The 11642-nt window shown below is 70.4% G+C and carries 13 protein-coding genes; 5 read left to right on the plus strand and 8 right to left on the minus strand.

All coding sequences use genetic code 11. From position 1 onward, the window contains the following. Window positions 1–2: 2 nt before the first annotated feature. Window positions 3–1526 (minus strand): DEAD/DEAH box helicase, encoded by a 1524-nt coding sequence (locus ACI1MP_RS09595; RefSeq protein ID WP_404868344.1) that lies wholly within the window; start codon window positions 1524–1526, stop codon window positions 3–5. A 366-nt stretch (window positions 1527–1892) separates the two neighbouring features. Continuing rightward, complete coding sequence (locus ACI1MP_RS09600; RefSeq protein ID WP_030918248.1) at window positions 1893–2096, minus strand: cold-shock protein; 204 nt, start codon at window positions 2094–2096, stop codon at window positions 1893–1895. 505 nt (window positions 2097–2601) lie between these two features. Between ACI1MP_RS09600 and ACI1MP_RS09605 the strand changes: the two genes are divergently transcribed. Continuing rightward, window positions 2602–2826, plus strand: a complete 225-nt coding sequence (locus tag ACI1MP_RS09605; RefSeq protein ID WP_043910292.1) for a hypothetical protein — start codon at window positions 2602–2604, stop codon at window positions 2824–2826. Window positions 2827–3035: 209 nt separating this feature from the next. On the opposite strand, the gene ACI1MP_RS09610 is transcribed toward ACI1MP_RS09605, so the two are convergent. The 3 genes from ACI1MP_RS09610 to ACI1MP_RS09620 form a co-directional block, all read right to left on the minus strand. Continuing rightward, window positions 3036–3161 carry a hypothetical protein gene (locus tag ACI1MP_RS09610; RefSeq protein WP_268250305.1) on the minus strand — a complete coding sequence of 42 codons (126 nt, stop codon included), beginning with the start codon at window positions 3159–3161 and terminating at the stop codon, window positions 3036–3038. 221 nt (window positions 3162–3382) lie between these two features. After that, window positions 3383–3547, minus strand: coding sequence for a hypothetical protein (locus tag ACI1MP_RS09615; RefSeq protein WP_229848665.1), 165 nt, complete (start codon window positions 3545–3547; stop codon window positions 3383–3385). Further along, the gene (locus ACI1MP_RS09620) at window positions 3544–3795 is read right to left on the minus strand and encodes a hypothetical protein (RefSeq protein ID WP_229848667.1); all 252 of its coding nucleotides are present in this window, start codon (window positions 3793–3795) and stop codon (window positions 3544–3546) included. Before ACI1MP_RS09620 ends, ACI1MP_RS09615 begins: the two co-directional genes overlap by 4 nt. A gap of 424 nt (window positions 3796–4219) precedes the next feature. On the opposite strand from ACI1MP_RS09620, the gene ACI1MP_RS09625 reads away from it, so the two are divergent. The 4 genes from ACI1MP_RS09625 (at window position 4220) to ACI1MP_RS09640 (ending at window position 8609) form a co-directional block, all read left to right on the plus strand. Then, window positions 4220–4426, plus strand: coding sequence for a hypothetical protein (locus tag ACI1MP_RS09625; protein ID WP_404868345.1), 207 nt, complete (start codon window positions 4220–4222; stop codon window positions 4424–4426). A gap of 463 nt (window positions 4427–4889) precedes the next feature. Next, window positions 4890–5357, plus strand: a complete 468-nt coding sequence (locus tag ACI1MP_RS09630; protein ID WP_404868346.1) for a hypothetical protein — start codon at window positions 4890–4892, stop codon at window positions 5355–5357. Between the two features lie 493 nt (window positions 5358–5850). Further along, the gene (locus ACI1MP_RS09635) at window positions 5851–6951 is read left to right on the plus strand and encodes a tyrosine-type recombinase/integrase (protein ID WP_404868347.1); all 1101 of its coding nucleotides are present in this window, start codon (window positions 5851–5853) and stop codon (window positions 6949–6951) included. A gap of 398 nt (window positions 6952–7349) precedes the next feature. Beyond that, a complete protein-coding gene (locus ACI1MP_RS09640; protein ID WP_404868348.1) occupies window positions 7350–8609 on the plus strand; it encodes a tyrosine-type recombinase/integrase in 1260 nt (419 codons plus the stop codon). A 79-nt stretch (window positions 8610–8688) separates the two neighbouring features. On the opposite strand, the gene ACI1MP_RS09645 is transcribed toward ACI1MP_RS09640, so the two are convergent. The 3 genes from ACI1MP_RS09645 to ACI1MP_RS09655 form a co-directional block, all read right to left on the minus strand. Beyond that, window positions 8689–9165 carry a GNAT family N-acetyltransferase gene (locus tag ACI1MP_RS09645; protein ID WP_404870785.1) on the minus strand — a complete coding sequence of 159 codons (477 nt, stop codon included), beginning with the start codon at window positions 9163–9165 and terminating at the stop codon, window positions 8689–8691. A gap of 243 nt (window positions 9166–9408) precedes the next feature. After that, complete coding sequence (locus ACI1MP_RS09650) at window positions 9409–10089, minus strand: hypothetical protein (protein ID WP_404868349.1); 681 nt, start codon at window positions 10087–10089, stop codon at window positions 9409–9411. After that, window positions 10086–11624: a hypothetical protein gene (locus ACI1MP_RS09655; RefSeq protein ID WP_404868350.1), complete on the minus strand. Its 1539-nt coding sequence runs from the start codon at window positions 11622–11624 to the stop codon at window positions 10086–10088. Before ACI1MP_RS09655 ends, ACI1MP_RS09650 begins: the two co-directional genes overlap by 4 nt. Between the last annotated feature and the right edge of the window lie 18 nt (window positions 11625–11642).

Raw genomic sequence — 11642 nt, forward strand, 5'->3', positions numbered from 1 at the left:
GGCTATGCGGCGAGGGTGACGCGGTTGGGCGCTGCCTGGCGGCGGCCGGCGTTCTGCGTGCCGTGGCCGGAGGCCGGGCGACGGCGGCGGTTGCGGCGTGAGGGGGCGGTGCGGTTCGGGCGCTCGACGACAGGGACCACAATCGTGGTGGGGATGCCGGTGGGCACGCGGGCGCCGGTGATGCGGGCCAGTTCCTCGTCGCCGGCGCTGACCCGGGTGGTGACGGGAGTGATGGCGGCCGTGGCCATCATGCGGGCCATCTCGCGGCGCTGTTCGGGCAGAACGAGGGTCACGACGGTGCCGGACTCGCCGGCCCGCGCCGTGCGCCCGCCGCGGTGGAGGTAGTCCTTGTGGTCGCTCGGCGGGTCGAGGTTGACGACCAGGTCGAGGCCGTCGATGTGGATGCCCCGGGCGGCGACGTTGGTCGCGATCAGCGCGGTGACCTGGCCGGTGCGGAACTGCTCCAAGGTACGGGTGCGTTGAGGCTGGGACTTGCCGCCGTGCAGGGCCGCGGCCTTCACCCCGTTGGCGAGCAGGCCGCGTACCAGGCGGTCGGCACCGCGCTTGGAACCGATGAACATGATCACGCCGCCCTCGCGGGAGGCGATGTGGGCGATCGTGGCGGCCTTGTCGGAGTTCTGCACGTGCAGCACGTGGTGCTCCATCGTACTGACCGCGCCTGCGGACGGGTCCACGGAGTGGGTGACCGGGTCCTTCAGGAAGCGGCGGACCAGGCGGTCGACGTTGCGGTCCAGGGTGGCGGAGAACAGCATCGTCTGGCCGCCCTCGGCGACCTGGTCGAGGAGTCCGGTGACCTGTGGCAGGAAACCCATGTCGGCCATCTGGTCGGCCTCGTCGAGGACCGTGATGCCGACCCCGTCCAGCTGGCAGTCACCGCGCTGGACCAAGTCCTTGAGGCGGCCGGGGGTGGCGACCACGACCTCGGCCCCCTCGTTCAGGACGTGGGCCTGGCGGCTGATCGACATCCCGCCGACCACGGCCGCCATCCGCAGCCGCACCGCGTGGGCGAACGGGGTGAGGGCGTCGGTGACCTGCTGCGCGAGCTCGCGGGTGGGCACCAGCACGAGGGCCAGCGGACGGCGCGGCTCCGCGCGCCGGCCGGCGGTGCGGGCCAGCACGGCGAGGCCGAACGCGATGGTCTTGCCGGAGCCCGTCCGTCCACGTCCGAGGACGTCACGTCCGGCCAGCGAGTTCGGCAGCGTGGCGGCCTGGATCGGGAACGGCGCGGTGACGCCCTGCCGGGTCAGCACCGACAGCAGCGCCTTCGGCATGTCCAGCTCGTCGAACGCTTCGACGGCCGGCAGTGCCGGGGTGGTGCTCACCGGCGTCGCGAACTCCCCCTGCAGGGATGAAGTCTGACGGCCACTTCGGCCGGAGGACTGTCCGCCGACGGGGCGGTCGCCGTAGAAGGAACTGCCGCCGGAGAAGGAGCTGCCACGGGCACGCGACCGGGAGCCGGAGCGGGAGTTGGCGTTCTGGTACGAGGAGCGGCTGGAGCGGTTCATGGGAAACCTTCCTGGGCGGCCGTCACGACGCGGCTCTGCAGCGCGGAGGCGCCGACGGAGCCCGCGGGGGAACGGGCCGAGAAGTATGACGGGCGGGGCGTGGACGGTGGAACCGTGCGGCACGTCACCTGTGGTCGGCGCTCACAGAAAAGGGCGGGAGCGCAGAGCCTCGAACCGTGGGATGTCACGGCAGGGAGCCGATCCGGACGCGACGCCGAGCGTCTCGCGTGCGGATGGGCTGCCGGTGGCGGAGCCAGGGGCCTGGGCGGCCGGGGTCGTGCGCGGTGATGCAATGCCGAGGGGCCCGCACCGGGCATGTACGCGGTGCGGGCCCCTCGCTGCTGGGCGGGTGCCGTGGCAGAAAAACTACAGCGGACGAATGTTCTCGGCCTGCGGGCCCTTCTGGCCCTGCGTGACGTCGAACTCGACCTTCTGGCCCTCGAGCAGCTCACGGAAGCCGTTGGCGTTGATGTTCGAGTAGTGGGCGAACACGTCAGGACCGCCACCCTCCTGCTCGATGAAGCCGAAGCCCTTTTCCGCGTTGAACCACTTCACAGTGCCATTAGCCATAAATAGATCTCCTTCAAGGGGCTTTCCGAAGCGCACACGGCGCGCACCTCGAGTCACCGCGATGAGCACCCACCCGGAAAACATCCGGGAAAGAAAAATGCGCCTGCGACACATCAGCAGGCGCACACAAAGTTCATGGGAACCACTACTGCAACTAAGAGAGACTCTAGCAGGCCCAGGCCCGCCACGGGCGGAAATTCCGTGCCCGGTTCTGCGGCGCCTCTCGCCGGGCACCACCGACCAGGACGCCGAGGAACCGCAAACATGCCGCATCTCCGGCCTGGTTGGGCATCCCCCGCAGCACCTTCGGAGCCCGCTGGCGGCTTCCTCGGACGGGCGGGTCGCGCGGCCATCGATCGCCCCGCCCACCGCGCCGGAACCTCACCGCGCCACCGGCACCATCGGTGATCATTGCGGGCGGCGTGCGCGACATTCTTGCCGCAGCCCCGAAACCGAGACGCCGGAAAAGGTCCGCTGCCACGATTTTCGGCGCATACTGCAGGAGATGAAGAAATTTGCAGCCCGCCGCGTCCTTCCCACCAGTCCCTTCAAAGCCCGGGCCGAAGCACCGCGCAAGCACTTCGCCGTCGGCGACCGCGTCACCCACGACCAGTACGGCCTCGGCCGGGCCATCGAAGTCGAAGGAGACAGCGACATCGCGGTGCTCGTCGACTTCGGATCGCGACGCGAACGCATCACCCAGCCCTACGCCACGATGTACAAGCTCTGATCGACCCGGCACTCGGCCGCGGAGGGAACGCGCGATGCGGAGCCGGCCGTGCGTCCCCTCCGGATCGAACGGGCATCCGCCACTGCGCCTCTGGGGCAATGCCGATGACCGGATGCGCCCAGTGACCGGGCGTCCGCGGAGCGGCGGGAGGTGACCGCTGGTTCCGCCCGGCCCGGGAGCCGTCCGGGGTCACCGGACCGGCGGGAGCGTCAGGTCGGCCGCGCCGCGCTCGCGGGGACGTGCGGGGGCGCGGCGGTGGCGGCCACGACCTGCCCGACGCTGACGCCGGAGGCCATGGCAAACAGGACGAGTCCGGCTTCGGTGACGTCGAGCACCCCGAGGTCGGTGACGATCCAGTGCGGCGGGGAGGCGGCGGCCTCAGTGACTCAGCGCAGCTCGCGCTTCCTTGATCCCGTAGTAGACGATGACTATCCGGCGAGCGGATCGGCCCACCAGAAGCCGAAAGCGTCATTGAGCACCAGCCCGAGCAGGACGGCCGCGGCCAGGAGGCCGTCGATGAGCGTGACGCGTCCCTCGGTCTTCAGAACGGGGTTGTTCAGGGCCGCGCCGGTGCGGGCCCTGCCGTGAACATCACCACGGCGGTGATCGCGGTCCAGGCGATGCCGGTCGGGCTGTGGGGCGCGTGGAAACCCGCAGCGAGGACCCAGGTGGACTGGATGAGCAGGTAGGCCGCGAGGGCGATGAAGGCGATGCCGATCATGCGCATGGCCTTGCGCTGGCGGTCCTCGCTGGTGCCGGAGAGTTCCCAGCAACCACGGTGGAGGCGCCGATCTCGATCAGGGAGTCCAGGCCGAAGCCGGCGAGCGCGACCGACTTCGCGGCGATCGCCGCGATGGCGAGCACCACGATGCCGAGGACGTTCCAGGCCAGGGTGGTGTATTCCAGGGCGAATCCCCGGCGCAGCAGGCGGGCGGTGTCCGCAGCGGCTGCGGGAGGAGTCGAGCTCATGAGAAGCATCTTCGCAGGCCGGATCAGGCAGGTTCGATCGCAGATTCATCGAGGCGGGCAGGCCGTGGGCCGGGGCGGTGTACCGGGCCGTGCGAGTCCTCTCAGTGCGTCGCCTCCTTGGCGTACTCGCGTGAGGGACGAGTCCGTCGCCCACCACCCGCTCGACCGGCGCACCTGGGAAGCCGACGCCACCGGCACCCCGCCGCGCGCCATTGGACCAGGACGAGCAGCGTCATCGACAGCCGGGGCCTGGGCCCTCGGCTAGTCCAGCAAGCCACCACAGGATCGCCATCCAGGCACCCTGCGCTTTCGCCCTACGGCAACCAACCCGAGACAGCCGACCGAACCGCTGGCACACCTGACGGTGCGCCAGAATATGAAGCCGCCGAGCGAGGTGTCCTGCGGATCCCGGAGGTACGGCTCAGTGACCCGCTACAGCATCGACCCCGAACAGCACGAGCTGATCGCGACCTGGGGAACCGGCGAGGGCGACCTCGCCACCCGTATCACTGCCCTCCCGGCCAACACGAACACGGCCGCGCCGATGCGGCTGGCCCGCGCCCTCACTCACCGGTCCGAGGCGGCGCTGCGCACCTACACCCACCCGGCCGGCGCCACCGCCGCCTCCTAGGACCCCAACTCCGAGGGCTGGCACCGCGCCGAAGAACGCAAGGCGTTCGACGAGGTCCCCGGTGCCATCACCCAGCCCAACCTCCCCCAGGACGGCATGCTCGACGTCGAATACAGCCCCTTGGTCGAATCCGCCCACCGCGCCGGCCGCACCCTGCACACCCTCGACAATCCGGACCTCACCGCCGCCGTCCTCACCGAAACCGCCACCGAACTCGCCGCCGTGGAGAACGCCGAACTCGGCGACCTCACCGGCCGCGACCGCCAGGCCGTCCTCCTCAGCCGCGAAAGCTCCTCCCCCGCCCAGGTCGCCGCCGCCGACCACCTCCTCGAACAAGACCCCTTCGGCCCCTCGGCGCTGTTCACCGAGATCGCCCCCACTGCCGCCGCCGTCGTCGCAGCCCACTGGCTCGCCGCCGCGGCCGACGTCACCGCCGAAGCCACCGGTCACTCCCCCACCGCCCGTGCTCCTCGAAGCCGACAACATCGAAGCCCTCCCCCACGAAACCCCCACCCTCGTCCTCGGCCTCCTCGAAGCCGGCACCTCCCCATACGACGCGGTCACCGGCCTCGTGCGCTACGCCCTCCACATCGCAGACGGCCTCCTCCCCGACTCCGCCGGCCTGCGCGAACAACTCGAAGACATCGACGACGATCTCGCCCAGCACACCGGCCCGAACACCGACCCCGAGGACACCGGCCTGCGCCTGACCCCGCTCGATCCCCGGCGGCCCGCGCCCGACCTCCTCGAAGACCTCCTCGCCGGCATCCACGGCTGCCGGCTCCTCCCCGAGGAATACGACGAACTCGACGACGAGGACGGCTTCGGCGACGACGAGCAGACCGGACAGCCCAGCATCGACCGCAGCCGCGAACACTTCACCCAGCTCGTACGCGAAGCCGCAGCCGCCAACCATGACCGGCTCATCTGATCACCCGCCCCAGCCTCAGGGACGGCTACGCCGACCCACTCCACCGGATTCCAAGGATCCCGTCCGATGGACCGGTCAGCGCCAGCAGGACGATCCGCTGATCCGCCTGCCCGTTGCGACTGGTCAAGGGAGAACCGCAGCTCAGAGCCGTCTTGCCGTCCTGGTGGTCGCAGGGTGGTCGCAGCATCGGAGCACACTGGGAGGCGGACGACCTTCGCGCACCCGGCCCTTTCGAGGCGATCACCATGCGCAGCACCTCCATCCCGAAGCGGGGCCGCGTCTACCGGCGCTGCGGCTGCCGTGACGTCCGCCGCCGCCAGCCGGTACCTCCTGCCCGCGCCTGGCCACCGATGCGAACCACGGGAGTTGGGCGTTCGCCGTCGACGTCCCCTCCCTGGACGGCCGCCGCCACACCGCCCGCCGCTCAGGCTTCCCCGACGAGGCCGAAGCGCGCGCCGCGCTGCGGCAGTTCGACCAGGGCCTGGCCCTGGGAGTGGTCATCGACCCGCGGCAGAAGAGCGCCGATTACCTGCGCGGCTGGCTCGACGAGAAGCAGCTGCACCTCAAGCCCACCACCATGGCCCGCTACCGCGACTACGTCGAGAACGACCTCGTCCCCGCCCTCGGCAACATCCCCCTCGACGACCTCAACCGACAGCACCTGCGCGCCTACGTCACCACCCAACTCCAGTGCGGGCGAGGCAAGGTGACCGTCTACCGAATCATGGCGACCCTCTCCAGCGCCCTTTCGAGCGCCGTCAACGACGACCGCCTGTCCCGCAACGTCGCCAAACCCCCGCTACTGCCCCGGCCCGCCTCCGCACCCCGGCGCCTGTGGACCGAAGCCCAGACCTCACGCTTCCTGCGCTTCACCCGCGCCATCGACCCCTTCTACGCCGACCTCGCCGAACTCATGATCGACACCGGCCTGCGCAAAGGCGAAGCACTCGCCCTCCACTGGGGCGACGTCCACCAGGCCGAGAGCGCCCTGTTCGTCCGCCACACCCTGTCCGTCGTCGACAACAACCAACTCGTCCTCACCACCCCGAAGACCCCGCACAGCAAGACCTGGGTCGCCCTGTCCCACCGCGCGGCCACCGCCCTCGACAACCGAGCCTGCACCGGCGCCTTCGGCGACACCGCCGACCCCACCGGCTACGTCTTCCACCGCCACGGCCGCCCTCTGCACCCCAAAACCGTCCTCGACCACTTCCACCTGCTCTGCGACAAAGCCGGCGTCCCCCGCATCGCCCTCCACGACCTGCGCCACCTGGCCATGAGTTTCGGCCTCGCCGCAGGCGTCCCCCTGCCGATCATGTCCAAGACCCTGCGCCACCGGACCCTGTCCACCAGCGCCAACATCTACGCCGAACTCACCCCCCGCGCCGCCCGCGCCGGCGTCGACGGCATCGCCTGGATCCTCGACAGCGCCGAGCGCGAACAACTCGGCACCCGCATCTGCCGCGCCAGCCACTTCGCACGCCAGCACCCGCGCCCCCACCGGCCACGGCCCGCCAACCGCACCCCGCGCATCGACGACCCCACCGAGGACTGGCCGATGTGGCCGGGCGACCACCATGCGACCACCAGCTGACACAACAACAGAAAGAGCCGGCACTCGGTTTCCCAAGTACCGGCTCTCACAACCGACTTCACAGTCGGGACGACAGGATTTGAACCTGCGACCCCTTGACCCCCAGCGCCGGGCTCGGACACGCGGAGTAACAGCCCTCGCCAGCCACGCGCTACATACCGAGACGTCTGCCGCGACCTCGGCCTGCGGGTTCACCTATTGCGCAGCCTCCACGGCGCGGATCAGGAGCACCTACCCATCGGTTACGTGCAGTGATCTCCCGTTCGGCGTGTCATCTGGCGCGTGTCGTCGCCGGTCGGCCACGGTGTGCTTCGCGCCCGGCTCCGTACGCTCTGCCGACACGCCGACCAGACCGGCGAACCTTGGTGCCAGAGAGCACTGAGCGCGAGGAGGGGTCCATGGGACAGCGTCCACAGCGGGGCAGGGTGTACCGGCGGTGCGGCTGCAAGGACGGCAGCAGCGGGAAGCAGTTGGGGTCGTGGTGTCCTCAGTTGGCCGCGGACGTGAAGCACGGGAAGTGGACGTACTGCGTCGACCTCGCTCCCGACGAGGGACGGCGCCGCACCCGCCGGCGGGGCGGGTTCGCCTCCCGCGCCGAGGCGGCGCGGGAGATGGCCGCGGTCCTGGACGGCGAGCTGCGCGGGGTATACGAGAACCGGCGCACCACGGTCGCCAGCTTCCTGCGCGAGTGGCTGGCCACCAGGCAGGCCCATCTCGCGCCGAACACCTACGCGGGCTACCGGGCGTGCGTGGAACGCGACCTCATCCCGGCGTTCGGCCACCGGCGCTTCCTGGACCTGCGGCCCCAACACATCGACGGATGGATCACCGCTCAACTCGACGCCGGCCGAGGCACGGTCACCGTCTACCGGGCCGCCTCCACCCTGCGCAACGCTCTCAACGTCGCCGTGCGCTCCTGGCGCCTGCACTACAACCCCGCCGAACACTCCGTCCCGCCCAAGCCCCGCGCCGCAGAACGCACCTGCTGGACACCCGAACAAGCCGCCGCGTTCCTCCACCACAACAAGGAGCAGCACGCCGACCAGCTCACCGACCTGTTCGAGGTCATGCTCGGCACCGGCATGCGCCGCGGCGAAGCCCTCGCCCTCCACTGGGACGACGTCCACCTCATGGACCGCAAGCTCTTCGTCCGCTGGAGCCTCGCAGCCATCGACAACGGCCAACTCACCCTCGGCCGGCCGAAGACACCGGCCAGCCGCGCCTGGATCAGCCTCTCCCCCAGAGTCACCGCCGCACTGCACCACCAGGCCGCGCTCCAGATGGCTGCCCACCCCGACCACCGGCTCGAAGGACTCGTCTTCCCGAAACCGGGCGGCGCTCCCCTGCGGCCCCAGTGGGTCCTCGACCAGCTCCGCAAACGCACAACCGAGGTCGGCCTACCCGTCATCGGCCTCCACGACCTGCGCCACACCGCCGCCAGCATCATGATCGCCGAAGGCATCCCCCTCGCCATCGTCTCCAAGACACTGCGCCACGCCACCCTCGCCACCACCATCAACCTCTACGGCCACCTCTTCAAAGACTCCGCCGACCAAGCCGTCCACGCCCTCGCCCAAGCACTCGACCGCGCCCACCCCAACCCGCCACACCTCCACAAGGACGACGACGGCGAGAACCCCATCCCCGTAGCCGCATAAGCTTCAGCTGGTCCGAGCTCCGGGGCGAAGGCCCACGTCCAGACCGAACGAGTGATCGTCAAGGCCTTTGGACGCGAAGTCAGTTGATTGCCAGTTGCCACCTGATCTCTCCGTCGTGCCACTGATCGGTGGGGATGAGTCCGATTGCGGTGGCGACGGCGGCAGATGCCTTGTGGTCGGGGTGGATGTGGGCGATGACCGTGTGCACCGGGTGCTGCCGGAGCCAGTCGACGAGCCCCCGAGCCGCTTCGGTCGCGATGCCCCGCCGCTGCCAGGGGGTCCCCACCACCCAGGCGATCTCCGCAGTGGCGCCGCGGTCATCGGCGGTGATCGTTGCCTGGAGCGTGCCGATCAGGCAAGCCTCGTCGCGGAGCCGGATCGCCCAGTTACACCAGGACTCGGCGGGGTCGGGCGAGCCCGCCGCCCAGCGTTCGTAGCGGGTACGCAGGTTTGGGGCGGTGTCCGGGGCCCCGCCGATGAAGGTGTGCAGGCCGGGGTCGGACAGCACCGTGGCCATCTCGTCGGCGTGCGCGGCCTGCAGGGGCAGCACGGTCAGCCGGTCGGTGCGGATGGTTTCGGGCCTGAGAACGATGACGCTGCCTCCTGGTTGGAACGTCCGACGAGTATGCCCCGGTCGAAGCGAGTGCCGTCCAGGCCCAGGGCGACGAGCTGGGGCGTACTGACTTCGGCTCGTCAGGGTGAATCTGTGCGAAGTGCCTGATGAGCCTGAAGCGGGGGACTACTCGCCGTAACGGTGGAGAGGCCGGGCCGGCCCTTCCACCGCTACGGCGCGGGCTGGTCAGCTTGTCCGGCGTCGGGTCGCCAGGCGGGTGCGGAGCTCGCGAACGACCTCGTGCCAGCGCCACGACTCCGGGGCGTTCCAGTAGTCCTCGCCCTCCGGTTGCCAGCCGGCCAGTGCGGCGAGGCGCTCCGCCAGGAGCTCTCCGTCCGTCCGGAGCGGCTTGTCCGGGTCCCAGCGGAGTTCCTCGGCGATGTCGTGGAGTTGGTGCGCGGCCCGGTAGTAGGAGAGCTGGGTATCGGTGAACCGCCGGATCGCGTAGCCCTGGCACTTGCTGCACCAGTCGAAGTCGCTCCGTGCGAGGAGGTCCGCGACGCGCAGCAGGTCGTCATCCTGCTGGACGCCGCGTTCCCTGGCGTGTTGGCAGAACGGGGAGTGGCCCTTGCGCTGCCACCCGGGGTCCGCGTCGGTCGTGTAGACCTGCACGTCGGCGAGGACTCCCAGGTGGATTCCGCTGCCGTCGCGCCAGCGGTCGGTGCCGGGGGCACGGAAGGGCTGGAGGCCGAGGTGCTCAGCGCCGGCGAGCAGGCCGTGCCACACTGCGGTGGAGACGGTCCGGCTGCGGCCCTCGCGGTCGTGGCCGCTGTCGAGTGTCCGCAGGTCTCCGGCTCCGCGAGCCATGGCCAGGCAGCGCAGGTCGTACTTCTTGAAGGACTCGTCGTAGCCGAGCCAGGCCGTCATGCGAGCACCGTCGGCGTGGCCGAGGTCCGCGCCGAAACGCGAGTCGTACGGGTCGTGGACCGCGGGCGGCCAGATGCGTTCGCCGTCGGTGGGCCGAGGGCCGATCTCCTCGATCCACGGTCCGATGACGCTCTCTCGGGCAGGTCGGAGGCGCGGGCGATCACGGTCCCGTTCCATCCTGCGGCCACCCGTGCCGCGAGCGTCGACAGGGGCAACACTTCGGTTCCGGCTCCCGGGGAGAAGACCAGGCACGGTTCGTCCCCTCCCACCGGGGCCGCGTTCAGTGCGCGCAGGTGGTCCGTGTGGAGCGGCAGCCGGTCGAACACCGGGGTGTCGTCGAAGACGCCAGGGGTGAGGCGGACGGCCCGCTTCCGGGGCTCGGCGCGGTCAGGACTCCGGAGGCCGCACTCGATGAAGGGGGAGCTGGAGGTGAGGAGCCGGTCCGCGACGAGCAGCGGGACGTTCAGTGTGAGGGTGCGGCGGCCCCAGTCGGCGTCGGTGAGGTAGGTGATGAGTACGCCGGTGCTCCACTCGTCAAGGTCGGCGAGGAAGCCCCGCTTGTACCCGGCCGAGGAGTCTTCGGCGGCTTCCGACAGGCGGACGGTCACCTGCCGGGTCCGCTCCACACCGGCATCCTCGACGGCCGCCCGTGCCCGGCCCTCCCAGGAGGCGACCAACTCCTCCACGGCGGAGCAGAGTTGGTCGTAGCCCTTGCGGTTGGAGCGCAGCCGGCCCGTGATCCCGTACACGACCCGCCAGCGCTCGTCCGCCGGGTCGCAGCTGCCAGAGGCCCGGTGCTGCCAGTCGGACCACAGGGAGTCGAGGGCCTTCGCAACCTCCGTCCCGTCGCCGAGGGCAGCGAACGCCGGTTCGCCGGACGGGAGTTCGGGCTTCTCCAGGGAACCGACCGCAGCTGCTTCCAGCAAGCCGCTTTCCGGGACGAAGAGCGCCGCCTGCGTACGCAGGGCCTCCAGGTACTGGCGCTTCGCGGCAAGCGTGGGCTCGGCCCATTCGCCGAGCCAGTCGTACATCGAGAGGGCGGCCTCTGCCAGGTGCAGGCTCTTGGCGGCGCCGCGCCATGTCGCGCGTACCCTGCCCCGGAGGTGTTCGGCGTCCTCGCGCGCCTGCGCGTCCTCCTCGTCCGGTTCCTCGTCCTCCGGGTCGGTCTCGGGGACGGAACGCAGCAGGGCCGCGGCGGCCCGCACTTCGTCGTCCGTCCAGTCCTCGTCCTGGTCGGGCTCGGTGTAGGTGCGGAGCTGGTACAGCAGCCCTATGCCGCCGAGGGCGCGTAGGAAGATACCGAGCCCGGTCCCGGGCCGGGCCCAGCCGCTCCAGCGATCGCACTGCGCGCACATCCGCCCGATCGTCTCCGCGTTCAGCGGCACCTCTGCGGTGACGACCTCCCGGGTGCGCAGCATGCTGCACGACCGCGTGGCGTGGAACTTGGCGTTCTTGCTCGTGGCTGAATGAACGGTGATCGGCTTGCCCGCGAAGGGCCCGAGCGGGACACCTGCGGTCAGAGCGTTGTCGAGCACGTTACTCCCCTGTCGGTC

The organism is Kitasatospora griseola (genome assembly GCF_044999035.1).
GTDB classification, from domain to species: Bacteria; Actinomycetota; Actinomycetes; order Streptomycetales; family Streptomycetaceae; genus Kitasatospora; species Kitasatospora griseola.